This window comes from Vibrio sp. 10N.247.311.14 (genome assembly GCF_041467715.1).
Lineage (GTDB): Bacteria > Pseudomonadota > Gammaproteobacteria > Enterobacterales > Vibrionaceae > Vibrio > Vibrio crassostreae_C.
In genome coordinates, this window is sequence record NZ_JBFSVE010000066.1 from 1 (window position 1) to 26,380 (window position 26,380).

19 protein-coding genes and 1 pseudogene are annotated in these 26,380 nt (G+C 44.1%); 8 read left to right on the top strand and 12 right to left on the bottom strand.

What is annotated here, in order from left to right; all coding sequences use genetic code 11:
- Positions 1 to 166: 166 nt before the first annotated feature.
- Positions 167 to 1,132: a GlxA family transcriptional regulator gene (locus AB6F11_RS19330; protein ID WP_372179636.1), complete on the top strand. Its 966-nt coding sequence runs from the start codon at positions 167 to 169 to the stop codon at positions 1,130 to 1,132.
- 496 nt (positions 1,133 to 1,628) lie between these two features.
- On the opposite strand, the gene AB6F11_RS19335 is transcribed toward AB6F11_RS19330, so the two are convergent.
- The 4 genes from AB6F11_RS19335 to AB6F11_RS19350 form a co-directional block, all read right to left on the bottom strand.
- Positions 1,629 to 2,570, bottom strand: a complete 942-nt coding sequence (locus AB6F11_RS19335; protein ID WP_104216295.1) for a zinc-binding dehydrogenase — start codon at positions 2,568 to 2,570, stop codon at positions 1,629 to 1,631.
- Between the two features lie 66 nt (positions 2,571 to 2,636).
- Complete coding sequence (locus tag AB6F11_RS19340; RefSeq protein WP_017062693.1) at positions 2,637 to 3,725, bottom strand: alkene reductase; 1,089 nt, start codon at positions 3,723 to 3,725, stop codon at positions 2,637 to 2,639.
- 10 nt (positions 3,726 to 3,735) lie between these two features.
- The gene (locus AB6F11_RS19345) at positions 3,736 to 4,833 is read right to left on the bottom strand and encodes an alkene reductase (protein ID WP_102321231.1); all 1,098 of its coding nucleotides are present in this window, start codon (positions 4,831 to 4,833) and stop codon (positions 3,736 to 3,738) included.
- Positions 4,834 to 4,948: 115 nt separating this feature from the next.
- Positions 4,949 to 5,830: a LysR family transcriptional regulator gene (locus AB6F11_RS19350; protein ID WP_102398645.1), complete on the bottom strand. Its 882-nt coding sequence runs from the start codon at positions 5,828 to 5,830 to the stop codon at positions 4,949 to 4,951.
- A 192-nt stretch (positions 5,831 to 6,022) separates the two neighbouring features.
- Between AB6F11_RS19350 and AB6F11_RS19355 the strand changes: the two genes are divergently transcribed.
- From AB6F11_RS19355 to AB6F11_RS19365, 3 genes and pseudogenes are all read left to right on the top strand, one after another.
- Entirely contained in the window at positions 6,023 to 7,189 is a 1,167-nt protein-coding gene (locus AB6F11_RS19355; protein WP_029235440.1) for an MFS transporter, read from the top strand.
- 131 nt (positions 7,190 to 7,320) lie between these two features.
- Positions 7,321 to 8,013, top strand: a complete 693-nt coding sequence (locus AB6F11_RS19360; protein WP_017068416.1) for an SDR family oxidoreductase — start codon at positions 7,321 to 7,323, stop codon at positions 8,011 to 8,013.
- A gap of 323 nt (positions 8,014 to 8,336) precedes the next feature.
- Positions 8,337 to 9,355 (top strand): annotated as a pseudogene (locus AB6F11_RS19365) (IS110 family transposase).
- Positions 9,356 to 9,802: 447 nt separating this feature from the next.
- On the opposite strand, the gene AB6F11_RS19370 reads toward AB6F11_RS19365, so the two are convergent.
- Positions 9,803 to 10,996, bottom strand: coding sequence for an acetate/propionate family kinase (locus tag AB6F11_RS19370; protein WP_104216294.1), 1,194 nt, complete (start codon positions 10,994 to 10,996; stop codon positions 9,803 to 9,805).
- 743 nt (positions 10,997 to 11,739) lie between these two features.
- Entirely contained in the window at positions 11,740 to 13,809 is a 2,070-nt protein-coding gene (locus AB6F11_RS19375; RefSeq protein ID WP_080582207.1) for a DEAD/DEAH box helicase, read from the bottom strand.
- A 309-nt stretch (positions 13,810 to 14,118) separates the two neighbouring features.
- Here AB6F11_RS19375 and rnb point away from each other — a divergent pair, with 309 nt between their 5' ends.
- Positions 14,119 to 16,125 carry an exoribonuclease II gene (gene rnb / locus AB6F11_RS19380; protein WP_017059497.1) on the top strand — a complete coding sequence of 669 codons (2,007 nt, stop codon included), beginning with the start codon at positions 14,119 to 14,121 and terminating at the stop codon, positions 16,123 to 16,125.
- 188 nt (positions 16,126 to 16,313) lie between these two features.
- Complete coding sequence (locus AB6F11_RS19385) at positions 16,314 to 17,144, top strand: AraC family transcriptional regulator (RefSeq protein WP_017064362.1); 831 nt, start codon at positions 16,314 to 16,316, stop codon at positions 17,142 to 17,144.
- Between the two features lie 184 nt (positions 17,145 to 17,328).
- Here the strand turns inward: AB6F11_RS19385 and AB6F11_RS19390 are convergent, their stop codons facing one another.
- Positions 17,329 to 17,691 (bottom strand): DUF3024 domain-containing protein, encoded by a 363-nt coding sequence (locus AB6F11_RS19390; RefSeq protein ID WP_017059495.1) that lies wholly within the window; start codon positions 17,689 to 17,691, stop codon positions 17,329 to 17,331.
- 253 nt (positions 17,692 to 17,944) lie between these two features.
- On the opposite strand from AB6F11_RS19390, the gene AB6F11_RS19395 reads away from it, so the two are divergent.
- Positions 17,945 to 18,760, top strand: coding sequence for a phosphate ABC transporter substrate-binding protein (locus tag AB6F11_RS19395; protein ID WP_102398623.1), 816 nt, complete (start codon positions 17,945 to 17,947; stop codon positions 18,758 to 18,760).
- Positions 18,761 to 18,834: 74 nt separating this feature from the next.
- Here AB6F11_RS19395 and AB6F11_RS19400 read toward each other — a convergent pair whose 3' ends face one another.
- From AB6F11_RS19400 to AB6F11_RS19410, 3 genes are all read right to left on the bottom strand, one after another.
- The gene (locus AB6F11_RS19400) at positions 18,835 to 19,521 is read right to left on the bottom strand and encodes a MaoC family dehydratase (RefSeq protein WP_017059493.1); all 687 of its coding nucleotides are present in this window, start codon (positions 19,519 to 19,521) and stop codon (positions 18,835 to 18,837) included.
- 334 nt (positions 19,522 to 19,855) lie between these two features.
- Entirely contained in the window at positions 19,856 to 23,008 is a 3,153-nt protein-coding gene (locus AB6F11_RS19405) for an efflux RND transporter permease subunit (RefSeq protein WP_102398624.1), read from the bottom strand.
- Positions 23,009 to 23,019: 11 nt separating this feature from the next.
- On the bottom strand, positions 23,020 to 24,156 hold the full coding sequence (locus AB6F11_RS19410) for an efflux RND transporter periplasmic adaptor subunit (protein WP_102393303.1): 1,137 nt from the start codon (positions 24,154 to 24,156) through the stop codon (positions 23,020 to 23,022).
- Positions 24,157 to 24,415: 259 nt separating this feature from the next.
- Here AB6F11_RS19410 and AB6F11_RS19415 point away from each other — a divergent pair, with 259 nt between their 5' ends.
- A complete protein-coding gene (locus AB6F11_RS19415) occupies positions 24,416 to 24,859 on the top strand; it encodes a dCMP deaminase family protein (RefSeq protein ID WP_004737813.1) in 444 nt (147 codons plus the stop codon).
- Between the two features lie 90 nt (positions 24,860 to 24,949).
- Here the strand turns inward: AB6F11_RS19415 and AB6F11_RS19420 are convergent, their stop codons facing one another.
- Together AB6F11_RS19420 and AB6F11_RS19425 are read right to left on the bottom strand one after the other, a co-directional pair.
- Positions 24,950 to 25,792 carry a mechanosensitive ion channel family protein gene (locus tag AB6F11_RS19420; RefSeq protein ID WP_104216293.1) on the bottom strand — a complete coding sequence of 281 codons (843 nt, stop codon included), beginning with the start codon at positions 25,790 to 25,792 and terminating at the stop codon, positions 24,950 to 24,952.
- A 121-nt stretch (positions 25,793 to 25,913) separates the two neighbouring features.
- The gene (locus tag AB6F11_RS19425; protein WP_372130625.1) at positions 25,914 to 26,351 is read right to left on the bottom strand and encodes a DM13 domain-containing protein; all 438 of its coding nucleotides are present in this window, start codon (positions 26,349 to 26,351) and stop codon (positions 25,914 to 25,916) included.
- Positions 26,352 to 26,380 lie beyond the last annotated feature (29 nt).

A 26,380-nucleotide genomic window follows, 5' to 3' on the forward strand; every position in this document is an offset into this window, starting at 1 on the left:
TTTCGCCAGATTCAATAATAAATGTTGCGCTACGTAGGTGGTGGATCTTCATAATGCCTCTCTAAACTCACTAACAAGCCATGTTCTCTATGAGATTTAGTATGCTTCTTTCTAGTTTCTTGTGATACTGTCTTGAAAGTCAACATTCGCGCAAATCGAGACACTTGTGAACAAATCAACCGAGCTAATTAAAATTACGATGGTAGCCTTTGAAGGCATCAGTGCTTTTCATCTCTCTGTGCCTTGTCTGGTGTTTCAAGATATCTTTTTCGGTCAGCCGGTTCGGTTTGACTTGAGGATCTGTTGCGAAAACAGCTTGCAGTTTGAAACAAGCTCTGGATTTGGTGTGGTGATCGATAAAGATTTGAGCGCTATTAAAGAGGCGGATATTGTGATTGTTCCAAGCTGGCCAAATGACCTGCCAGAGCCAAGTGAGCGACTTATAGAGGCGCTAATAGAGCATCATGGGAAAGGTAAGCTACTAGTAGGACTCTGCCTCGGGTCTTATGTACTTGCATGTGCTGGCGTTCTCGATGGAAAACGTGCCACAAGCCATTGGGCGTTTTCCGAACAATTTCAGCAGCAATTTCCTAAGGTGGATTTTGACCCAAACCCTCTATTTGTTGAACATGAGACTATCATTACCTCTGCTGGAGTAGCTGCTTCACTCGATTGTTGTCTACATATGGTGCGCCGTTTGTGTGGTAGTGAGCTTGCGAATGATCTCGCACGTAAGATGGTGACTGCGCCATCTCGTACTGGTGGACAGCAGCAATACATACCAGCACCAGTCAACATAAAACCTCTTACAGAGACAAGTATTAGCCTTGTGATTGAGCTGGTGGAGCAGAGCCTTAATCAGTGTCACTCACTAGATGAAGTCGCTGAGCGCTGTGCGATGAGTAAACGTACCTTCACACGCCAGTTTAAATCCACCTATGGCTGTACATTTGGTGAATGGCTGCAAAACCGACGTTTGGTGCTTAGCCAACGTCTATTAGAAACCACGAAACTATCGATACCTCAAGTTGCAGAGCAAGCGGGTTTTGGCTCTGACAGTGTATTCAGAAAGCACTTTAAATCGGCTTTTCATGTATCGCCGATTCAGTGGCGCACTACATTCAAGCAATAGTCTTAATTTCATTGAGGGCGATGGGGCTAGATCGTCGCATCTATTACTTTTTGTATCTGAAACCTTGCAAGTTCAATTCTAGGCGTTTTTGGGGCATCACAAGCCAGCCCTAACATCACTAGTTTGAAGCTACAAAATGATTTGCCGAAATCAATAGAATGAGTTTTGACTATCTCGCTATAAGGCCACTTAGCGATGGTCTATCCAACATATGAGCACAAAAAAAGCGAGCACTAAGCTCGCTTTTAACCATCTGTTTTTAAAGTAAATTACAGTAGTTCTACCGACTATTGAGCAATCACGAATTCTTCGTTGGTTAGATTGCTATTAGTATCGCATCTGCTAGTAAGAGTGTGGTCAAAATTATTTAGACCACAATTTTAAACGACGTTGCAAAGATGAGTCTTACTCAATATCAGCAATTAGAACAACTATCCAAGCAAAGTGTAGGAAGTAAGCGCTATGTGACTCCCAGCAAAAGGATAAATTGCGCAGTCTAACTCAATGTAATCACGGTTTTTCGTTTTGTGGTTTCACTGTGTTTCAACGCATCAAGCATCTGCTCGAATTTAAAAGTGACAGGAATACTAACTTCAACACTCCCATTTTCAATACGCTCAAGCAGCGCTTCACCATTTTGCATTAATGTATGCCAATCATCTTTATCACCAAAATTATGTAACGCTCCAAGGGCTATTTCGTGGTAAGAAATAGTGCGCGTAAATGGAGGGTCAATGGGTTTAGCAATACGATCTTGAATGCAGACAATATGTCCATTCGCTCTTAACAGCGGCACTAAATGGGCGGCATTTTCCCCACTCACCGCATCAAAAGTGGCGAAGTATTTCATGTCGATTTGAGATTGCTCCCGATAAACTTGGCGAATACCTAAGCTTTTGGCTCGCTCTTCGCTCAGACTCGCGGAGACAACATCAACGATATAACCCGCTCTGACAAGGATCTGGGATAACAAATTATTCACCGCGCCAAAACCAACGACAAGCACTTCTCTTTGTTGGGTTAATGGAATTTTTTCAAATGCTTGCCACGCAGTTAGCATCGGACAAGGCAGTGCCGCGGCAAGTTCAAAAGATAGGCTCTCAGGTAGTGTCATCACTCGCTCAACGTTCAAAACAGTATATTTAGCGAAGCTACCATGGCGATTTAGTGAACCATGATATGCCACTCGACGGCCAATTAGACTGGGATCAACTTTAGAACCTACTTGTACGACGACGCCTGCACCATCAACACCTGGAACATGGCCATTCGGCCAATTTAAAGGATTGGCTTTAATAAATTTCCAATCCACAGGGTTAATACCAATCGCTTTGTTTTGTACTAAGATTTCGCTGTCATCTAAAGCTGCTCTTTCAGCCTTACCTAAAACAAGACTGTGTTTCTCAGTTTGATATTGCCAAATTCGATAGGGTTCCATATCACTTCCACTCGCTTAATGAAAAGGTAAGGCACCAAAGAGTTATCGTCCTTGGTACCTGGTGTATTAGGCTTGATAAGTTGGATAATCGACGTAGCCTTCGGCTCCGCCCCCATACAAGGTCAACCTAGCATCGGCATCAAACTCGGCCAATGGTAAATCATGAGCAAATCGGGCGACTAAATCAGGGTTCGTTACAAAAGGAGTACCAAAGGCAACGAAATCAGCATACTGCTTATCTAGCAACTGTTGGGCAGATTGCTTGGTCAACTTTCCTGCAACCATGATTGGATTAGAGTATATTCGGCGTACTTGCTGGCGAAACTCTTCAGGCACCTCTACATAGCGTGATATGTTTTCTGAAAAATGCACATACGCAAGGTTCATCAGTTGTAGTTTTTCCAGCAATGCTAACGTTAGCGGAACAATTTCAACATCATCCCCAGCAAAACCCTCTCCGATATGAGGAGACAGACGAACCGCAACTCTTTCCCCACCAATTTCGTCGGTAAGTGCTTGCAACGTATCAACCAAAAAGCGCATGCGATTCTCTTGGCTGCCACCATATTGATCACTTCTTTGGTTGCTTTCTAAGCGTAAAAAGGTATCAAACAAGTAACCATGCGCAGCATGAATTTCCACGCCATCAAAACCAGCTTCAATGGCGTTTTTGCCCGCTTGTACAAAATCCGCAATCGTGCTCTTAATGTCTTGCAGCGTCATCTCCCGTGGCGTTTCAGTTTCAATCATCCCAAAGCCACCTTCAGCTAGTGGGCCAAATACTTGATCTGGGATTTTAATCGCTGATGGGGCTAACGGCTTAGTACCTGAAATATCAGAATGACTGCGTCGCCCCACATGCCAAAGTTGAGTAAATATTTTCCCGCCATCTTGATGCACAGCTTGGGTGGTTTTTTTCCAGCCTTCGATGTGTTCTGGGGTATAAATGCCCGGAGTCATCGAATAACCTCGTGCAGCCGCTGAGATCGGGGTGCCCTCTGATACAATGAGTCCAGCACTGGCACGCTGACGGTAGTAGGTTGCCATCATCTCGTTTGGTACATCACCAGGTTGAGACGTGCGTGAACGAGTCATCGGCGCCATCGCGATACGGTTTCTAGTCTCAAGTCCGTGACCTTTAAATACCTTAAACATACTTACCCCCTTAAGCTTTATACGTTGGATAATCAATCAGACCTTTCTCACCACCACCAAACAAGGTGTTTGGATCATGCTCTGCCAATGGGTAGCCGTGAAGTAGACGTTCAGGAAGATCGGGATTCGCCACAAAAGGTCGACCAAAGCCGATCATATCAGCCAGTCCGTCATCAATAGCTTGCTTTGCTTTTTCCGCATTATAACGACCTGCGTAGATCAGCACGCCTTGAAAAGCATTGCGCATTGCACGTTTGAATGAGACGGGTGTATCTGGTGCATCATCCCAATCGACTTCAGCAATATGTAGGTACACGATATGATGTTTATTGAGTAACGCTGCGGCAGCGGTATAAGTCTCAATAGGGTTAGCATCAACAGTACCATTGAGGGTTGTTAAAGGTGCCAAGCGCACACCAACGCGGTTAGCGCCAATTGCGTCCACCATTGCTGCAACGACTTCATCAAGAAAACGAAGACGATTTTCCAGGCTACCGCCGTATTCATCACTGCGGTTGTTAGCTTCGGAGTCAATGAATTGGTTGATCAAATAACCATTCGCCGCATGCAGTTCAATGCCATCAAAACCTGCTTCAATCGCATTCAATGCCGCTTGACGATAATCTGCAATGACTTGTTGAATATCTGCTTTTGTCATTGCTCTAGGCTGCACGACATCAACAAAACCTGGTTCATCACTGCCATTATCAACGAATACTTTTACGTTTTCCGCTTTTAACGCTGATGAAGAAATCGGTTGCTCACCACCGATGTTATCTGTGTGAGTGACTCTGCCCACATGCCAGAGCTGAGCGAAAATTGCGCCATTTTCTGCATGCACTGCTTGAGTTACTTTACGCCAGCCTGCGATCTGCTCAGGTGTGTAAATACCTGGGGTCCATGCATAGCCTTTTGCCGTCGCTGAAATTTGCGTACCTTCAGACACAATCAATCCTGCACTGGCACGCTGAGCGTAATAGGTTGCCATCATATCATTTGCGACATCACCAGGCTGACTGGCTCTTGAACGCGTCATCGGTGGCATGACAATGCGGTTTTTGAGTGTGAGTCCACCCAATGTGAATGGTTTAAATAGTGATAGTGACATAGTTGAGCCCTCTTCATTTGATAAGGGCATACTAGCAAATGAGTCACCAATCATTTATAGCAATAAAGGCAAATAATATTTGTATAAATTGCAACAATCAGCTTGTTTAAGCGGGTTACAGGGTTAGCTTTGGCTTAATAAAATCAATAAAAGCGGAGATCCGCTTGGCCACAGAAGAAGTCTTATAATACACAGCGTTGACTTGTTCTCTTCGTGGATGACTGATTTTTTCGCTCTCCAACAGCGAGATTAAACGTCCTTCGGCAATATCTTTATTCACCATAAACCCTGATAGACATGCAATGCCATTTCCTGCCAACACAATTTGTCGAATGGTTTCGCCATTACTTGATGACATCAAAGCGTCTAGTTGGGTAAAACCTTTTAAAGGCCAGTCATTCAAAATTTTGGGGGCGACAAATCCAATGAGATTATGCTGAGCAAGATCGCTGCTTTTAGTGGGGAGCCCGCGTTTTGAGATATATTCTGGTGAAGCCACAATATACAAGGGGCTTCGACCCAGCGACCGAGCATGTAGCGTTGAATCGCTCAACGTACCAATACGGATTGCTAAATCGGTTTTCTTTTCTAGTAAATCCACAATGCCTTCATTGGAAGTTATTTCTAGCTCAATATCGGGATAGGCTTGATTAAATGACTGCACCAATGGCACCAGTTGATGAAACACAAACGGACTAGCCGCGTCGACACGTAAACGGCCTTTGGGCAATTCCCCACGGGAAATAATATCTTCTTCCGCCTGCTGTAATTGCATTAACCCCACCCGCATAGAGTCAATGAACTGGCGTCCTTCATCGGTTAATTCAATACGTCTAGTGGTTCGGTTTAGAATAGTGACCCCAAGTTGACTCTCCACTTTACTGACCGCTCTGGATACTCGCGCGACTTGGATATCTAGGCTCTCTGCTGCCGCTGAAAAACCTCCGGTATCGACTACAGCTAGTAAAATGGCTAAATCATCAGATTTTGTTCGCATGCTATTTCCCTCAATTTTATCCAATCGCTCATCAGCTTTATTGCATTTATAACAAATATCATTTGTAAAAACCTCTGTTTTTCACAAAACATCTTTAATGCAAAATGCCCCCCATCAATTAACAACGCGACGGCATAGCGACCAATACATCGGCTATTGCTGGTCATTTTCAAACAACAGAGAGTAAATATTATGCCTTTAGCACTTCTTGCATTGACGCTCAGCGCCTTTGCTATTGGAACAACGGAGTTTGTGATCGTGGGGCTACTCCCGACCATGGCCTCCGACCTAAATATATCACTGCCTTCAGCAGGCTTGCTGGTTAGCCTTTATGCACTTGGTGTTGCCATTGGCGCCCCGGTTTTAACGGCTTTAACAGGAAAGTGGAATCGTAAACACGTATTGATTACCGTCATGTCACTGTTTGTTGTCGGTAACTTAGTTGCATGGCAAGCACCTGGATATAACACCCTGATTATCGCTCGTATTTTGACAGGTTTAGCCCATGGTGTATTTTTCTCCATTGGTTCAACCATTGCTACCGGTCTGGTACCAAAAGAAAAAGCCGCCAGCGCCATTGCGATTATGTTCACTGGTTTAACCGTGGCGTTAGTCACAGGCGTGCCGCTTGGGACATACATAGGTCAAACCTTTGGCTGGCAATCAACCTTCTTAGTTGTTGCGCTATTAGGTTTAATCGCATTAATTGGTAGTGCTTTCTTAGTACCAAATAACTTAAAACAACCTGCTGCAGCTAAGCTTTCATCGCAGCTTAAGGTATTAACTCAACCTAGATTATTACTGGTTTATGCGATTACTGCACTGGGTTATGGCGGCACTTTTACAGCATTCACTTTCCTTGCTCCTATTTTGCAGCAAGAAACTGGCTTTAGTGCGAATGCAATTAGTTTAATTATGTTGGTTTATGGAGTCTCAGTTGCGATTGGTAATATTTGGGGCGGAAAAATGGCCGATAAAATGGGCCCAATAAAAGCCCTTAGCATTATTTTTACTGGTCTTGCAGCTGTGCTTATCGTGTTCAATTTTACCGCCGTTAACCCTATTGCCGCGGTAGCCACGATTTTAGTTTGGGGGGCATTTGCATTCGGTAATGTTCCAGGTTTACAAGTATATGTAGTGAAACTTGCTGAAAAATATACACCAGATGCAGTGGATGTTGCTTCCGGTTTAAACATTGCCGCCTTTAACGTTGGTATTGCACTTGGTTCATGGGGCGGAGGGATGGTTGTCGCTGAAGCAGGCTTAATGCATACACCTTGGGTAGGTGCAGTAGTTGTACTGATAGCGCTTGCTTTGACCCGCTTTAGTGGCCGTCTTGATAAGCGTGCAGAAAGTTAATGGTAAAAATGTATTAATGAAATAAACACGACTCTTACCCTTAGAGCTGGTCAATGCAGCAGCATTGGCCAGCTTTTCGCAACTTATATTGATTGGTATTAGACAAGATTGAAACTGATAAGAGGCACTCAATGAAAACCGTTTTTATTACTGGAGCTAATCGTGGCTTAGGATTAGAGCTTGCAAAGCAATATGCACAGCGACATTACAAGGTCATCGCTTGCTGTCGCGATATTGATTCAGCGCATGAGTTAACCCTGTTAGCACAACAGTATTCAACCATTCGCCCTTATGCTCTAGATGTTAGTCATGAAACAGATATTCTCGCTTTAACTGAGGTGTTTAAAGAGCAACCTATTGATGTACTTATTCATAATGCTGGGGTGAGTGGTGAAGGATGTGACAACTTAGGCAATATGGATCAGCAAAGATGGCTAGAGGTGTTAAAGGTCAATACCATCGCACCCATGTTAATCACGCAGGCCTTGCTCAATAATATTCTAGCCGGCCAAGATAAAACCATAATCGGGATGACCTCAATACTGGCCAGTATTGATGATAACCGCTCAGGGGGACGATACAGCTATCGAGCATCAAAAGCGGCCCTCAACCAAATAATTAAATCTCTAGCCTGTGAATTATCCGAAGCGGGAGTGAAGACCATGGCAATTCATCCAGGTTGGGTAAAAACCGATATGGGTGGAAAGGAAGGCAAGGTAACAGTAAAAGAGAGTGTTACAGGCATGCTTAATGTTATCGACAATTTAAAACTTAAGCATTCAGGTTCATTTTTTGTCTACGATGGCACTCAATTGCCATGGTAAGCCTAGTAGTTACGTCTCATACAAACTCTAAGGGTAGGATATGCTTTTAACCTTTATAGTTTTAATCCTTTCTATTGTCGCTTTGCTCGGGTGGTATTTACACAAAGTCTCCCGTGACATTTCCCAAATTGACTGGGATTGGGATGACGATGAGATCCTATAAATTGATATTGCCTGCATCTATGGCTGGTCACATTACATATCCTAAGGAACGACTGCGATCTTACTCTGGAATGAGTAAATACTTTAACGTGATGTATGGAATCCACTCCCTCCTTAGCAATCTAGACTTAGGAGTGTGAGAAAAAACCGAGGGTTCCAATATGTTGACTAAAAATGTTATCGCTATCGACTTAGCAAAAAATGTTCTTCAAACCTGCCATATCAGCATTCATGGTGAGCTAATGTCCAATAAACCTCTGAGTCGCCAGAAGATGAAAGAGTTCTTGGCAAAGGCTAAGCCTTCGATTGTCGCCATGGAAGGTTGTTGCGGTTGCCATTACTGGGGGCAATTAGCAGAAAAACTTGGGCATGAAGTCCGAATCATTAACCCTAAGAAGGTGAAAGGATACCTAGAAGGTCATAAAACGGATCATAATGATGCTCTCGCCATCGCTAACGCCGCTATACAAATTGGTATCAAGTACAGTCGTCCAAAGTCATTGGAACAACAAGCTATGCATTCTTTAGAAACTAGCCGTAGATTCTTATCTCGTAGTGTTGTTTCCCTAGCTCTTCACATTAGAGGGACAATTTTGGGCTACGGGATAGCAAACCCTAGAGGTGAAAAAGGCTTAAAAGCGTCGATTCAAACCGTGCTTGATGGCGATACACCAATACCCTCCAATGTCGTATCCGTTCTGTCGATGCTTTGGGAGCAATATAAAGAACTTAAAGCAAAACTCATCGCATTCGAAAAAGAGAAAAATGCTTTAACCCGTCAGATAGAGCCGTGCCAACGATTAATGGGCATGAAACAACTGCTGCGATGCTCTATACAACTCTTGGTGATGGAAAGCAGTTCAAGAATGGAAGACAAGCTTGAGCATTTGTTGGTCTTACACCTAAACAGCACAGTTCAGGAGGCAAAGTTTTTATGATTGGGATCGATAAATGCGGTGGTGTGAAGGAGCTACGCTCGCTTCTTTATCTTGGCGCAATGTCATACGTTGGGCGACTACCCGAAAAACCGAAGACTCAGAAGGACGCTTGGTTGAGGAGCATCATAGATCGTATCGGCTTCAAGAAGGCCTGCATTGCACTGGCTAACAAAGTGGTACGTACTGCGTGGGCAATGCTTCGGTATGAGACTGAATATAAACCAGTATTACTCACTCATTAATCACTACCAAATTTTTAAATTTTACAAAATGATGATGCATAAAAGGTAAGACCAACCTACTGAGAACCTGGCCATTCTGTCATGCTGTAAAAAGCTGCTAGCGCGATAAGGACAGTAGGTGCGCAAAACATCAAAGGCTAGAGGGTAGCTCCTTCAATAAGAAGCCGAATATACGACCGCATCTTAACTTTTATTGCCAAAATCACTTTGTAAATACGTGGATTCCATATATGAAATGGGGCAAGCAATGATCGCGCTTAGAAAAGTCTGGGCATAAACAAGCCAACACTAACCTCACTAGTTTGGAGCTAAAAAGTGAATTGCAGCAGTCAATGTAGGGAGCGATGAGTGCTCGGCATTCGCGTGCTTTGCGATGGCCTATCCAACATATGAGCACAAAAAAAGCGAGCACTAAGCTCGCTTTTAACCATCTGTTTTTAAAGTAAATTACAGTAGTTCTACCGACTGTTGAGCAATCACGAATTCTTCATTGGTTGGGATAACCATTGCTAATGCGTTTAGCATTTCAGACTTACCGATGATGCCTTCAGCACCAAAGCGAGCAGATTCGTTACCTGCTACATCTTCAACGAAACCTAGAATCTTAAGGTTGTTTAGGATTTCACGACGAATTGGTAGAGAGTTCTCACCGATACCACCAGTGAAGATGATGCCGTCTAAAGAATCTAGCGTTGCAAGGTAAGAAGCAATGTATTTTGATACGCGGTAAGTAAACACCTCAAACGCAAGCTTAGCGCCTTCATGGCCCTCTTCCATTGCTTCTAAGATGCCACGAGCATCGCTCGTAAGACCAGACACGCCAAGGAAGCCAGACTCCTTGTTTAGAGAGTTAAATACTTGCTCTTGTGACCAGCCTTTCTTAAGTAGGTATTCGATGATGCCTGGGTCTAGGTCACCACAACGTGTGCCCATCATTAGGCCAGAAAGTGGTGTGAAGCCCATTGAAGTATCAACACTGTTACCGTCTTTGATTGCACATACAGATGCGCCATTACCTAGGTGAACAGAGATAAAGCTAGATTTTTCGATAGGCTTGTTAACCATCTTCGCAGCTTCACGGCTAACGAAGTAGTGGCTCGTACCGTGGAAACCGTAACGACGTACGCCGAAGTCTGTGTATAGCTCTTTTGCGATTGCACCAGTGAATGCACGTTGAGGCATTGTTTGGTGGAAAGCAGTATCAAATACAGCGAACTGAGGTAGAGAAGGGAAAGCTTCAATTGCAGCACGGATACCGATAGCACCTGCTGGGTTATGAAGTGGAGCTAGGTCAGATAGGCTTTCAATTTCGTTCGTTACTTCTTCAGTAATGCGAACCGTTTGAGTGAACTTCTCACCGCCGTGAACGATACGGTGACCGATAGCCACGATATCAGCCGTGAAGCCTAGGTCTTCCATCAGGCCAACCAATTTGCCAATGGCAATTTTGTGGTGGTTATCTTCACCTTGAATGGCAATTTCAGTTTTCTCGCCTTGGAATTTCCAGCTCATACGAGCATCTTCAAGACCAAAACACTCCCCTAGGCCACTTAATACTGCTTCACCAGAAACAGAATCGATTACAGCAAATTTTAGGGATGAACTACCCGAGTTAATAACCAGAACAAACGAATTAGACATTGGATATGGATCCTGTTTCAGTACGAATTGGATGAAGTGTTTACTTCAATTTTAGTTAAGTCCATTATTCAATAATTTTTGAATCTTTCAACTTTTGTTTTGAAAAAATCACTAAATGAACACAATTAAGTTGATCTTGGTCATTAAATTATTTATTTCGAGAGCGGAATTAAAAAATAGTTGAATAAGAAAATTAATGAACAGGTGACGCAAACGAGTGCTCACGTTATTTTTAACTTGATTCAGTTAATTAAAGCGACTCGAACAAATGCAGGTAATCCGCTTGAAAAACAACCACCCTTCCCTTTCGTCTGCTTATCATTACCGATAACTTTTTGCTCGATTTCTCAATTGCTCAGTGTTTGCATCAAAAAGCTCACTGAAGTTGAGAATAGTGATCTGATCTTATTTTGATTGCCTTCGAGCACAACTCTACGAATAGATGCACTGTAACGACGCTTAGATAGCCTTCACTCTTTGTTTTAGCATCTTGTAGCACGTTCTTTTGCTATAGGCTTAGAACGCGATACAGCTAAGTTTTGGCACTAACATTCGTTCTAGGCGCGATGCTTAGTTTCATGGACGAAGCATAGTTTCAGGAACGAAGCTTGATTAAAGTAAGTTAGCTACGAATATCGAGCCAACCAAAGCTTAAGTTCAAATAGCAGGCACAAAAAAGCCGAGCATTACGCTCGGCTTTTAAATTCAGTGTCTAGACCTAAAGCGTCTAAGCGACAGGTTGATTAACCTTCGTTGCGCTCTGGACGACGACCACGGTTACCACCGCCATTGCCGTTACCATGGCCACGTTCGCCACGGAAGTTACCACGGTGATCGCCACCACGGTTACGGTCGAAACGACGTTCGCCATCACGTCCGCCAGCAGAGTTACCATCGCGAGCACCATCACGGTTGCCACGGTATCCACCACGACCGCCTTCGCGGTTGCCGCCTTCGCGGTTGCCGCCTTCACGGTTACCACGGTAGCCGCCACCATCACGACCGCCACGGTTGCCACCACGGTTGCCATCACGACCGCCGCCGCCACGACGAGGCTCACGGAAGTCATTGAAATCAACAACTACAGCGCCAGCTTCTTTTTGACGAATGCGAAGTTTGCTTAGCTTACCAGCAGTTTCAGAGTTCATTGCTTTTGGCAGTTGAACGTAAGTAGAACCTTGGTCTAGCTTGATAGCACCGATAGAACCTTTAGTTAGGCCAAGTTCGTTTGCTAGTGCGCCAACGATGTCTTTAACCTGAACGCCTTGCTCACGGCCAACTTGTAGTTGGTAAGTATCCCAATCTTGAGTATTGAAGTTGCGACCACCACCGTCACGGCCGTTGTCACGATCTTCACGACGCTCTTTGCGACGGTTCTTATCACGCTCAATAGCAGCGATCATTGGGTCTTCGCCAACGTAGAATAGTGGGCTCTTACCTTGCTGACGCTTAAGAAGCATTGCAGCTAGAGTAGCAGCATCAACTTCTAGAGACTCTTGAAGAGTAGAGATAAGACCTGCAAAGTTTTCTAGTGCTTTGCTTTCTTTCTCAGTTTCAAGTTCAGCGCCAAGCTTAGCAACACGTGCAGCAGCAACTTGGTCACGTAGAGGAAGTTGAATTTCTTCCATTTGAGACTTAGTTACGCGCTCGATTGTGCGAAGCATGCGAATTTGGTTAGTGCGAACTAGTAGGATCGCTTTACCTTTACGTCCAGCACGGCCAGTACGACCAATACGGTGGATGTAAGATTCAACATCGAATGGGATGTCGTAGTTGAATACGTGAGTGATACGTGGAACATCAAGACCACGAGCTACAACGTCAGTTGCAACTAGGATGTCGATAACACCTTGTTTGATGTGATCAACAGTACGCTCACGTAGAGACTGAGGAATATCACCGTGCAGTGCAGCAGCTTTGAAGCCACGTGCAGATAGCCAATCAGCTAGACGCTCAGTGTCTTGACGAGTACGTACGAATACGATTGACGCGTCAGTTTCTTCGGTTTCTAGAAGACGAGACATTGCTTCGTCTTTTTCTACGCCTTTAACAACCCAGAAGTTCTGCGCTACTTTATCAACTGTGTGGTTAGTACCAGCAACGTCAACTTTAGCCGGGTTACGTAGGTAACGGTCAACAATAGTCTTAACCATTGGAGGCATAGTTGCAGAGAAAAGTACACGTTGTGCAGATTCTGGAGCTTGCTCTAGGATCCAAGTAACGTCATCTACGAAGCCCATTTTCAGCATTTCATCTGCTTCATCAAGAACAAATGTGTGTGCTTCATCTAGGTGTAGACGGTCACGAGTTAGTAAGTCTTTAACACGACCTGGAGTACCAACAACAATGTGAGCACCGCGGCTTAGAGCACGCATTTGGTCAACAATTGAAGCACCACCGTAGATTTCAATAACTTTAAGACCTTTGATATCACGGCCAAGGTTTTTGATTTCCGCAGCAACTTGAATCGCTAGCTCACGAGTAGGAGCCATGATGATTGCTTGTGGTTTGTGTTGGTTCAGGTTGATTTTGTTAAGTAAAGGCAGAGAGAATGCTGCTGTTTTACCAGTACCAGTCTGTGCTTTACCTAGTGCGTCACGGCCTTCAAGAAGAAGAGGAATAGCTGCTGCTTGGATTGGAGTCGGAGAAACGAAACCCATGCTATCAAGAGCTGAAAGAATGTTATCGTTTAGGGCTAATTCATTAAATTGAATTACAGATTCGGACATTGGGATCCCACTATATATAAGTAAACAAAAGGTCCCGGGAGCTCTATCAATTCCAATACTGATCCAATCAGATACTGATTCCATTCAGAGTTACGAAGCAGTAATAAAACACTTCAAGCCATTAGGGACGTCTAAGGGAGGCGGATTATTCCCTAAATGCATAAAAAAATCCAGAAAAAATTGAAATACATCACATATTTTTCGCTTTTACATCAATACTGGTTATCATATCGTCAAAACTTGATGAATATCTCGTCACAGCACCCATCTCCTAGCAAATTGACCTAGTTAAATAAGAGGGCAATTAATTAACGCTCACTTCGCCTTTAAGTAGTAATCAAGCCTCGCAATGATTATAGTGTGCTCAATTGTCCTCGATAGATAAAAGTCAAAATGTTTCAAGATAATCCTCTACTCGCTCAGCTCAAGCAGCAAATCCAAGAAACCCTCCCTAAAAAGGAAGGTACCATCAAAGCCACTGAAAAAGGTTTTGGTTTTCTCGAAGTTGATAGCAAAACAAGCTTCTTTATCCCGCCTCCGTACATGAAGAAATGTGTGCACGGTGACAAGGTGATTGCCATCATTCGTACAGAGAAAGAGCGCGAAGTAGCAGAGCCTGAGGAATTGGTTGAACAAGGTCTTACTCGCTTTATTGCACGAGTTAAGCTTTTCAAAGGCCGATTGAACGTTGTTCCTGATCACCCGCAGCTCAAAAAACTGCAACTTAAAGCGAAAGCAATGAAGGGTCTAAACCCTGAAACGCTTAAAGAAGGTGACTGGGTTGTTGCTCATATCGTTCAACACCCATTAAAAGGTGACAACGGATTCTTGGCTCAGATCTCTGAGAAAATCACAGACGCTGACGACAAGATTGCACCTTGGTGGGTAACGCTGGCACAAAACGATCTACCAAACAGTGAGCCTGAAGGCATCGACAACTGGCTAATCAACGATGACGCCGATCTTGAACGTGTAGACATGACGCACGTCCCTTTTGTGACTATCGATGGCGAAAGCACAAAAGATATGGATGACGCGCTTTACGCGAAGAAGAAAGAGAACGGTGATTTTGAACTGACTATCGCAATTGCTGATCCAACGGCTTACATCTCTCCAGATGATGCGATGGATAAAGTGGCACGCGAGCGCGGTTTCACTATCTACCTTCCTGGTCGCAACATCCCAATGTTGCCTCGTGATCTTGCTGACAACCTATGTTCACTGATCGAGAACGAAGTTCGTCCTGCACTTTGCTGCACAGTAACGGTATCTAAAGATGGCGTTATCGGTGATGACATTAACTTCTTCGCTGCAAACATCAAATCTCATGCTCGTCTTGCTTACGACAACGTATCAGACTGGCTAGAAACAGGTGCATCAGAGAAATGGCAACCATCAGAAGAGATTGCTGCAATTGTTTCTGATCTTCACCAATTTGCTCAAGCACGTTCAGCATGGCGCTCAGCAAACGCTGTTGTGTTCCCAGATCGCCCTGACTACCGCTTTGAACTGAGCGAAGATAACGATGTTGTCGCTATCCACGCTGACATGCGTCGTAGCGCAAACAAGCTGGTTGAAGAATCAATGATCAGCGCGAACATCTGTGCGGGCCGAGTACTAAAAGAGAGCTTCAACCAAGGTGTGTTTAACTGCCATTCTGGTTTCAAGGCTGAGAAAATCTCCGACGTTCTTGAACTGGTAAACCCGCAAGCGGAAACGCCGTTCACTGAAGAGCAAATCATTTCTCTAGAAGGTTTTGCTACTCTACGTCGTTGGTTAGGTTCTTTAGATAACAGCTACTACGACAACCGTATTCGTAAATTCCAAGCGTATAGCGAGATCAGCAATGAGCCTGCACCGCACTACGCGATGGGATTAGATATTTACGCAACTTGGACTTCTCCAATTCGTAAATATGGCGACATGATTAACCACCGTATGCTTAAAGCACACATCTTAGGTAAAGCGCCAATTCAAACACCAGATGAAACTATCGGTGATGAACTTGCCCTGCACCGCCGTCACCACGGCATGGCTGAGCGTAATGTTGGCGATTGGTTGTATGCTCGCACTCTAGCCAATGCTCCAGCAGAAGAAACTCGTTTCCAAGCTGAGATTTTCGATATTAACCGTGCAGGTATGCGTGTACGTTTACTTGAAAATGGTGCTGCTGCATTTATCCCTGGATCTCTCATTCTTAATAATAAAGAAAGAATAGAGTGCAACGGTGATATGGGTACTGTATCTATCGATAAAGAAATGGTATACAAACTGGGAGACGTTTTAGAAGTAGTTCTCTCTGAAGTTAATCAGGAAAACCGTAACTTAGTAGCAAAACCTACTCAAGTATTTGCGGACTTGCCTAGCGAGCCTGAAACGACAAACGAAACCGAAGCTTAAAGGCTTTAACAGCTACAGCTTTCAAGGTTACGGCTTTCAAGGTCAAAGCTATCAAGGTCAAAAGCTTCAAAGGTTCACTTCTAAAGGCGCTAATTATTAGCGCCTTTTTTGTAAATGTCTCATGCTTAAACAATACTTAAAAAAAACAATCAATAAGCAATCAATTTACAACGTCAAAGAAGCTCACTATGTCATCAATCACAGTTACTCAGTTCAGAAACTTCATTCCCAGGAGACGAGAACGTTATCCTGCCTCTAAAAACGGTATCTTTATAGTGTCGAAAGGCAGCATTTCTTTTGTGTTGCCCAATGGTACTCAAGCCTCGTTGCAAGCGGGAGATTTCACCCTTTACAATTCTGGTCAGATTAAAGACATCACGGTTAACACTGAAAATGGCGAATTCAGCGCAACCTGCTTAGATTTTGATTTGGCTATCTTTCAAAAGTTCATTAATCAGTTCAGCGATTTAGAGTCCGCTCGAATCCCAGACAAGTACATTAAGTTCAATCAAACGGATACTGAGCTCTGTCAGTTGAAAGATCTCATCATGTCACTGGCCAACTCTTCTTCTCAGAATGACTACGCACTCACTCAATTAGGCTTAAGTTTGCTGTCTTTGATGGTGGAACAGTACCCAGCTCTATTGGCTATTATTGCTCGAGCTTCAAGGTTAACCGTGACCCAAAGAGTCATTCATTACATCGAGCAAAACATTGAAAACAATATCTCTTTGGATACGCTCGCCAGTTACATGGGAATGTCACCGGCTACGCTTAAACGTCGCTTATCGGCTGAAGATCTGTCGTTCTCAAACTTATTAAAGATAAAACGTATTGCTCATGCAGCCACTCAGCTAAGAACATCGGATAAGTCGATCACTCAAATCGCGTATGAGTCAGGCTTTAAAAGTGCCGCTCACTTCAGCACGGCCTTTAAAACGTATCACGGAAAAACACCAAAAGACTTCCGATCGCTAGTGGCACAAGCACAACTGCAGAGCGTAAAGCCGCAAGTTTAAAGAAACAAAGCGATAGATTGATGTGGACGTCTTAGTTGGGAACTGGTGTAAACCAAGTGGCTTCAATATTAAGCCACTTGGGTGTGGGATGAGATGATTTGGCTTTGGGATTCAGTGGTTGAGTTTTGATACTCATTGATTCAGCTTTGCGAGCAGGCCACCAGCAAACGTGAAAACAGAGTGACTATGACCAGAAGTACGATTTAGGGTCTTTTTCTATTTCCGCCAAAATAGCATCAAGATCCTTCGATTTAGGAAGGTACGGATACGGCCCCCAATTCACAGAGTCGGTTTCGACATCCCCTTCAAGCGGCACCATCACTAACCAACAAGACAGCGACTCATCAAAAGTCACGCAGACGATCTCGTTTGTATAATCACTGTGAGATGAGTCGAGTAGATAATGCGCCTGAGAAAACAGCACACCACCCTCACACTCTTCATATAGGGATTTGCCTAGCTCGACAGGTAAACTTCGATTTCGAGATGTACAGAGCCTCTCGGCCCCAATTAAAAGACGATTCAGCTCGATATGAATGACGGACATAACACCCCTTGTAACTTCATAGAAACTTCTAAGTAGTGAATTCCTCTACTTAGCTTAGGACTCAACAAACATTTTAGCGAACAAGCGTAATCAAAATACCTGCCCTGCTCCCAGAAACGAATCTTGCTTTCGGAAACCCAGAAAGCTACGACTCATCAAGCGAACAGCTATACATCGAGAGTATGGAATTTCACAAAAGTGTCATATAACCGACCTATCATATGCGACAAATGTTATTAACTAGGAGTTGTTTATGTTACGAGTCGCGCTTGCCTCTCTTTTATCCTTAGCCCTGTCTTCTCATGCTGCTTTAGCACAAGAAACCACTATTTCGGGCTCCACTTCAGTATCACGAGTGATGGATGTATTAGCTGAGGAGTACAACAAGACTCACCCTGATAACTATATTGCGGTTCAGGGCATTGGTTCTACAGCAGGTATTACCATGGTTAATAAAGGTGTCTCTGACATCGGTATGAGCTCGCGTTATTTAACCGACCGCGAACAAGACGAGAAGTTGAAGGTATTTCCAATTGCCTTTGACGGCCTAGCTGTAGTAACTAACCGCTCAAACGCTGTAAGCAACGTTACACGTGAGCAGCTGTTTGATATCTACAAGGGCAAAATCACAAACTGGAAAGCAATAGGTGGTGCAGACCAGCCTATCGCAGTGGTGACTCGCGAAGCGTCTTCTGGCTCACGCTATAGCTTCGAAAGCTTGCTTGGTTTAACGAAGATCATTAATGACCGTCTAGTGTCTGACATCAACCCAAATAACTTGGTTGTAAACAGCAACAGCATGGTTAAAACGATTGTTAACCATAACCCACACGCGATTGGTTTTATCTCTGTTGGTTCAATCGACCGTTCGATTAAAGCAATTACATTTGAAGGCGTAGAGCCAACATCTAAGAACATTGCTAACCACAGCTATGAATTGGCTCGCCCATTCTTGTTGCTGCACAAGACAGACTCAGTTTCTGACGAGAGCAAAGACTTCATCAAGTTCGTGAAGTCAAAGCAAGGGCAAGACCTTATCGAAGAGTACGGCTACACTCGCATTAAATAAGTGAGTGAGTTTTATCTTATGAAAAAAAAGAGAGAGCATTAAGCTCTCTCTTTTTTTGAATCTATATGGTTCGTTTAGAAGTGAAGTTGAATCACTGAAACGATCACTGCGCCAGGACGACGAATACCTTCGATTTCGACGCGAATTTCGCGTTCAATCTCTAGGCCTTTCTTAATTGGCGTTACTTTTGTTAGCGTACTTTTAGCACGAACATTACTGCCCGATTTAACAGGGTATGGGAAACGTACTTGGTTAAGACCAATGTTTACGACCATCTTCGCTGTTGGGAATTGAGACTTGTCAGGGTCAACACTGTCAGTCAATCGAGGAAGCAGAGATAAAGTTAAAAAACCATGTGCGATGGTTGTTTTGAACGGAGAGTCTGTTTCCGCTTTTTCAGGCTCAGTGTGAATCCACTGCATATCTTCAGTAACAAGGCCGAACTGGTTAATACGGTCTTGACTTACATTGATCCAGTCGCCAGTATGGATGACTTCACCGATCTGTTGATTAAGCTCATCAAACACAAGTTGTGCTTCTGGCTTAAGTACGATCGGCTGTTCCACCGGCATCTCTGGTGCATCTTCATTGACAGCAGGTTTGTGGTGATCACGAACCCACGCAAAGAAATGGCTATTTTGCGTACGATTAAGAAAGTCGCCCCAGTAATCTCTAAGAGCTGGAGACATCCATTGCATAAACTCTGAGTGTTGCGAAGACATGCTATCGCCTCGGTGTTTAAATAAATCAATGACTTTCATAAGAACCTCAATGCACAAAAAATTTCAATATAACTTCGTAATTTTGAAACACTTCACACTATTGTGCAAATGTTTTCGAGCATACAACCGTTAGCTGAACTTTGTTAAAACCATATTAAACATACACTTACCAATAAAACATCATTTTATTACAAAACCCAAATTAGAGTGTTAGCTCTATCACATAACAAACATTTGTTTATATAAAAGGCGTTTTTATTCATCAGTGGAATAAAAAAAGGCTTAGCGCAATGCTAAGCCTTAGTTTTTACAAGGAATTAATTTCCCAAGGGTTGGTCTTGTAAGAGACGAATCTTACAAGACATTCAATCCCCTATTCGTCATCAAGCGGAACCAGCTTGGTATTACCACCGTGTGCTTTCTCACGCTTACGTTGCACGAATGCGTAGAAGCCAGGGATTAGGAACGTACCCGCCAGTAATACACATAACAGGCCGCCGATCAGTGAAATACCCAGAGAGTTCTGACTCACGTGACCTGCGCCCGCAGCGAAGATAAGAGGGAAGATACCTAAGATGAACGACCAAGACGTCATGTTCACAGCACGGAAACGCAGTGTACCGCCCTTCACCGCCGCATCTTCAATCGGTGCGTCTTTCTCTTCACGCTCCACCTTTGCGAATTCCACAATCAAGATTGCGTTCTTCGCGGCCAAGGCTATCAAGAGAACCAAACCTATTTGTGCATAAAGGTTCAGCGGAGTGCCCGTTAGATTCAATGCCAAGAAGGAGCCTAAGGTTGCGACAGGTACCACGAGGATAATCGCAATCGGAATTGTCCAACTCTCGTATTGAGCCACCATAAACAGGTAGATGAAGATCAGAGCCAGTGCGAAAGCAAAGATCGCTTGGTTACCTGCTAGTACTTCTTGGTAAGCCATGCCTGTCCATTCGTACTGGTAACCTTGTGGCAGAACTTCTGCAGCTACACGTTCCATCGCCGCAATCGCATCACCACTTGAGTAACCCGGCGCTGGTTGGCCTTGGATCACTGCACTGCGGTACATGTTGTAACGCCATGCTACATCAGGTTCGAAGATCTGGTCGTAAGTCACCAATGTGCTTAACGGGATCATCTCGCCATTAGACGAACGCACGTGGAATCGTTGTAGGTCATCCATGCTGCTACGGTGTTCACTGTCAGCTTGCATGGTGACACGGAAGTTCTTACCAAACATGGTGAAATCATTCACGTACAACGAACCAAGGTTACCTTGTAATGTTTGGAAGATTTCCGACAACGGAATACCAAGTTGCTGCGCTTTCTCGCGGTCAATGTCGACATAGTAATGAGGTACATTGGCACGGAAGGTACTGAAGGTATGTGATATCTCAGGCTGTTTAGTGGCCTCAGCAATCACGTCATTCATAACCATCGCTAGATCAGTACGGCTACGACCTAATGTATCTTCTAGAACAAACTCAAATCCAGACGCTGCACCCATACCTGGTACTGCTGGAGGTCCCATTGCAAACACGATAGCTTGAGGTAATTCAGTGGCTGCTCGGCCATTAATACGTTGCGAAATTGCTTGCGCAGAATGTTGACCATCCAGTGCGTTACGCATCTCCCAATCGTGGAGCTTGATGAACATCGACGCACCATTCGAAGCAGAAGCGCCTGTCATGAATGCATAGCCGTTAACCAGTGTTACACCGTCAACGCCAGGCTCTTGTTCAACCATCTCTAGCAACTGCTTCGTCACATCCTCGGTACGAGACAGTGAAGCCGCATCAGGAAGTTGAACGTTAACCAGTAAAATACCCTTATCTTCTTGAGGTACGAACGCCGTAGACGTGGTTTTCGCGAAGTAAGTTACCGCTGCTAGCGCCACAACGAAGAAGGTAAACAGCAGAACACCCTTTTTCACAAGGAAGCCTGCAATTTGACCGTATTTGTTGGTTACTGATTCAAGACCACGGTTAAACGCTTGGTACCAACGAGCCGTATTACCACCGCCCTGCTTAAGAACTAATGAACACAATGCAGGTGACAGTGTTAGAGCATTAATAGAAGAGATAACAACAGCGATACAGATAGTTAGAGCAAACTGACGATACATGATACCGGTAATACCTGGCAGCATAGCTACTGGAATGAATACCGCTAACAGTACCAACGTCGAAGTAACAATCGGACCCGTTACTTCCTTCATTGCGATAAGCGTTGCTTTACGCGGTGAGATCGTTGGGTCTTTGGCCATCGTGGTATCAACGTTTTCAATAACCAAGATCGCATCATCTACTACGATACCAATCGCCAATATCAAACCAAATAGAGTCACCGTGTTGATGGTAAAGCCTGTCATCTGCATGACCGCAAAAGTACCAATCAAAGATACAGGAATCGCAACCACCGGAATCAAAGTCGCACGCGCACTACCTAAGAACAGATACGTTACCGCGATAACCAGTAAGATCGCTTCAATTAGCGTTTTTACTACGCCTTTGATCGACTCTGCAACGAAGAGTGTCGTGTCATAACTCGCCTCATAAGCAACGCCTTCAGGGAAATTTTTGCCTAAATTATCCAGCATCGCCATCACCGCTTTACCACTTTCCAGCGCGTTAGCGTCTGATTGAAGTGACAACGTTACGATTGAAGCGTCTTGACCACGGTATTTACCATTGCCATCGTAGAACTTTTTACCAAGCTCAACGCGTGAAACGTCTTTTAAATAAACCGTTGAACCATCTTGGTTTGCACGAAGTACAACATTTTCAAACTCATCAGCCGTTTCTAGTCGGCCTTTGGTTACCAAGTTGAACTGCACTTCTTGTGCGTTGTTGTAAGGTGCAGCACCAATACGACCAGCCGCTACCTGAACGTTCTGTTCAGCCAAGGCGCGATTCACATCAGAGGTGGTTATATTGAGGTTAGCCATTTTCTCAGGGTCTAACCAAACACGCATCGCGTATTCGCCACCACCCAATACGTTAACTTCACTGATACCCTTTACACGGGCCAATTGGTCTTTAATGTTCAAGTTCACGTAGTTGATCAAGAATTGATCGTCATACTCTCCGTTCGGCGAGTAGAAGTTCAATACCATCAGCAAGTCAGGAGAACGCTTCTTGACCGTTACACCCACCATTCTTACTTCTTGTGGAAGTTTCGATTCGATCTGAGCAACACGGTTCTGCACGTTGACCTGAGCCATATCAGCATCAGTACCGACATCAAAGGTCACGTTAAGGTTGTATGAACCATCGTTAGCACTTTTAGAGGACATGTAGATCATATCTTCTACGCCGTTAACCGACGTTTCTATGGGGTCGGCTATCGCCTGCTCCACCACTTCAGCACTTGCGCCCGTATAGAATGCAGACACACTGACCGACGGTGGGCTAATTTTTGGATATTCAGCCACCGGCAAGATAGCGAGAGAAATCGCACCCGCCAGCGTTAATATGATGGATATAACAAGGGCAAACTTAGGCCTTTGAATAAAGAAACGACTCAACATAAATAGCCCCCTTACTCAGCTTGTTCAGCAGAAGGTTGAATGCGAACGGACATACCATTACGGACACGCTGTAAGCCTTGAGTGATGACTGAGTCGTTCTTCTCTAATCCAGAATGAACAATTACACCACCTTCAACCTGACGACCCATCTCGATGTTTCTGCGCTCAGCAACTGGTGCCGCTTCACCTTCAACCAGTACCATCACAAAGTCGCCTTCTAGGTCGGTTTGTACTGCTCGGCGTGGGATAGTCACAACATCAATAGATTGCTTTTCACGTAGATCCACACGAACGTGTTGACCAGGAAGTAATCGTTGATTCGGATTATCAGCGATTGCGCGCATCGCGATCGTACCGGTATTGAGATTGATACGGTTACCCAAAAAATCGAGCTGACCTAGGTGTTCAAACGCTTCACCATTCTCAAGCATAATCTGAACTTCAACACCTGCAGAGTCGCTGCTGCCGTCACCTTCAATACGGTCCATACCCAGCTCAATACGCTCACGCTCACTAATGCTGAACGATGCATGAATTGGATCTAGGCTAACCAAAGTCGTCAATACACCTGAAGACGGTGAAACCAGATCACCTTTACTTACTTTAGTGTCACTGATTCTTCCAGAGAAAGGCGCGATAATTTTGGTATGAGAAAGTTGGACATTCGCGGCGTTTAACTGAGCTTGGCTGGCTTCAAGCTGTGCTTGAGAGCCTAATAAGTTTGCCGTTAATGCATCGAATTCTGATTGAGAAATACTGCCTTTCGGAAGTAGGTTTTTACCACGGTTAAAATCAAGCTCGGCTTTCTTAAGGTTCGCGTTTGCTTGAGCAACAGACGCTTTTGCGCTTGCAACTTCAGCTTCAAACGAAGATGGCTCAATGGAATATAGCAGCTGGCCCTTTTCGACCATTTGACCTTCATTGAAATGACGGCTTTGTAGATAGCCCGAAACTTGCGCTGTGATAGCCGTGTCTTCAACGGCTTCAATACGACCGATGTACGACTTACTTTGCTGGTGAGAAACAACGCTAACATCCTGTACAGCTACGAGAGGTAAAGGCGCTTGCTTAGCATTTTGAGCATCTTGCCCACATCCAGCAAGAATAAGAGAGCTTGCAAGAGCCGTAAGGATCAACTTTTTACGCATGGTTATACCGTCACTTATTAGTATTTGAACAGCATAAAATTTACGTAACACACTCGTTACCATTGTCCGAGGAATATCAATTATAACTAGTCAAAGTGTATCAATATGTTAATTGAAACCAAGTGCTTATAAAGTGATTACAAACACGCTACAATTCCTAAGTAAATCAACCTCTCAGCTTTTGTTCTCTATGGATATTGTCTAACATAATGTATTGTCAGACAGATAAGCATTCACATTTAATTGTTAAGGAATTCTCATGATTTCAAAATGGGCTAAACGTTTCTATCAAATGGCGGAATTGGTCGGTTCTTGGAGTAAAGATCCTTCAACTCAAGTCGGCGCCGTAATCACTAAGCACAACCGTATTGTTTCCGTTGGCTTTAATGGCTACCCACATGGCGTGTCTGATAGTGCGGATACTGATGACAGAGAGATGAAGTACCTAAAGACACTTCACGCTGAAGAAAATGCGATTCTATTCGCTAAGCGTGATTTGGACAGTTGTGAAATATGGGTAACCCACTTCCCTTGTCCGAACTGTGCAGCAAAAATCATTCAAACAGGAATTTCAGCAGTACATTGCCCAGAGCAAAGTGAAGATTTCCTTTCTCGCTGGGGTGATAAAATCAAAGTTAGCCAAGATATGTTTGAGCAAGCTGGCGTGCAAGTCGATTGGCTGCCACTCGCTGACCTAGACTAATCTCAGAAATAGATAACAAGAACAAAAAAGCCAAGAGTCGATATTATCGCTCTCGGCTTTCTTTTGTTTAGGACTCAGCGGACTGCAGAATTAAGTGCTGGCAGGAAACGCTTCAGCGTATGCTTCCATAAAGTCTTTGCGAATGTCTTGCTCTAAATGAATCGCTTTTTCGGTCGGGCAGAAAATCATAAAATGTACTTCTTGCTCACCCGTCGAACTGCTCGTGATATGGATGTGAGGCTCAGAACCCGGTAAGTCAACGCCAGCGTGCTTTTCGATCACGCCGTTGTAACGGCGGGCAACATCGATAAACTCTTCGCAATGCTCTTCAATTTTTACAATAAGGCTCGGAACCATAGGGTATAGGTTTACAAAGTCTTTCACCGTCACAAAAAACTTATGATAAACATAGCGCTTCATGAAGTTGAGGTTCTTTACCGGATAAGTGAAGAACATACTATTAGGCAGCGTGGCTGTCTTGCCAGTGAAGTGATATTGCCCATGATACAAATCGATTTCTTGAATCACAGTCGCCATCAAATTGTGCTCAATCACCTCACCGCTGATTTTACCCACTTCGATCCAGTCGCCGATTCTAAATGAACGAGAACTCGCACGTTGAATAGAACCGGTGAAACACAAAATGATCTCTTTAGATGCGACGACTATAGCAACAGCAATGGCCGTTACTGACAGCGCAAACTCGCTGATTTCGGATTTCCACAACACAAATAACGTTACAACAATAATCGCGAATGTGCCGTTTTTGGTTCGTGACATCCAGTTACGTTGGTCTTCGCTAAGGAAAGCAACATCACCTCTTATTTGAGATAAGGTGATTCGGCGAATGATTAATATAATAGTGATAATCAACGCACTAAAAATAAACTTATGAGCGAGTAGAAAATCAATTACTTGCCACACTTTTTCCATTACTTATTCCTTTAGCTTTATAACGACGAGCTTTACAACGATTAGCGGAGACTTCGCTATGAAAAAGCGCTCAAAAATAGAGCGCTTTTTTACGTGCCTAAATCAGCTATTGGTAAGGCTATCATTTTATCTTGGCAGAAGTAATAAATTGGCCAAAAGTTTCACACCAAATCACAACCGTATTAAATCGATTAAGATCAGTACCTTCGGGAAGCTCAACCATAAAGCGGTCGAATGTTTTCACATCTCCGACTCTCAATAACTCGTTCTTGCTTTCATTGAAAGCTTGCTCGGTTTCAATGAACTTAGGTGAGAGGTAGACCTTGTAATCAGGCCCCGGCGCCAATTCACCTTCAAAAGCGATCGCACTTTCGGATACTGAGACGATGCCTTCTCCCCAGTGTAAAAAGTCACTGTCTTGTCGATCTTTAGTGAACTCGCCCGTGTAGATAGCCTGCTCACTGATCGCTTCAACAGAACTTGAGGAAGGAGAATCAGGCTCAATCAAGATAGGTAATGCGTAAACACCTAGCCCAAATCGAGTAGGAGGAGGCCTCACGGCCTCCGTCCTCTCACACCACCGTACAA

Coding starts and splice junctions, on each gene's coding strand:
- AB6F11_RS19335 (WP_104216295.1), bottom strand. CDS start 2,570: ATGGAACCCTATCGAATTTGGCAATATCAAACTGAGAAACACAGTCTT.
- AB6F11_RS19340 (WP_017062693.1), bottom strand. CDS start 3,725: ATGTTTAAGGTATTTAAAGGTCACGGACTTGAGACTAGAAACCGTATC.
- AB6F11_RS19345 (WP_102321231.1), bottom strand. CDS start 4,833: ATGTCACTATCACTATTTAAACCATTCACATTGGGTGGACTCACACTC.
- AB6F11_RS19350 (WP_102398645.1), bottom strand. CDS start 5,830: ATGCGAACAAAATCTGATGATTTAGCCATTTTACTAGCTGTAGTCGAT.
- AB6F11_RS19355 (WP_029235440.1), top strand. CDS start 6,023: ATGCCTTTAGCACTTCTTGCATTGACGCTCAGCGCCTTTGCTATTGGA.
- AB6F11_RS19360 (WP_017068416.1), top strand. CDS start 7,321: ATGAAAACCGTTTTTATTACTGGAGCTAATCGTGGCTTAGGATTAGAG.
- AB6F11_RS19370 (WP_104216294.1), bottom strand. CDS start 10,996: ATGTCTAATTCGTTTGTTCTGGTTATTAACTCGGGTAGTTCATCCCTA.
- AB6F11_RS19375 (WP_080582207.1), bottom strand. CDS start 13,809: ATGGAATCAGTATCTGATTGGATCAGTATTGGAATTGATAGAGCTCCC.
- rnb (WP_017059497.1), top strand. CDS start 14,119: ATGTTTCAAGATAATCCTCTACTCGCTCAGCTCAAGCAGCAAATCCAA.
- AB6F11_RS19385 (WP_017064362.1), top strand. CDS start 16,314: ATGTCATCAATCACAGTTACTCAGTTCAGAAACTTCATTCCCAGGAGA.
- AB6F11_RS19390 (WP_017059495.1), bottom strand. CDS start 17,691: ATGTCCGTCATTCATATCGAGCTGAATCGTCTTTTAATTGGGGCCGAG.
- AB6F11_RS19395 (WP_102398623.1), top strand. CDS start 17,945: ATGTTACGAGTCGCGCTTGCCTCTCTTTTATCCTTAGCCCTGTCTTCT.
- AB6F11_RS19400 (WP_017059493.1), bottom strand. CDS start 19,521: ATGAAAGTCATTGATTTATTTAAACACCGAGGCGATAGCATGTCTTCG.
- AB6F11_RS19405 (WP_102398624.1), bottom strand. CDS start 23,008: ATGTTGAGTCGTTTCTTTATTCAAAGGCCTAAGTTTGCCCTTGTTATA.
- AB6F11_RS19410 (WP_102393303.1), bottom strand. CDS start 24,156: ATGCGTAAAAAGTTGATCCTTACGGCTCTTGCAAGCTCTCTTATTCTT.
- AB6F11_RS19415 (WP_004737813.1), top strand. CDS start 24,416: ATGATTTCAAAATGGGCTAAACGTTTCTATCAAATGGCGGAATTGGTC.
- AB6F11_RS19420 (WP_104216293.1), bottom strand. CDS start 25,792: ATGGAAAAAGTGTGGCAAGTAATTGATTTTCTACTCGCTCATAAGTTT.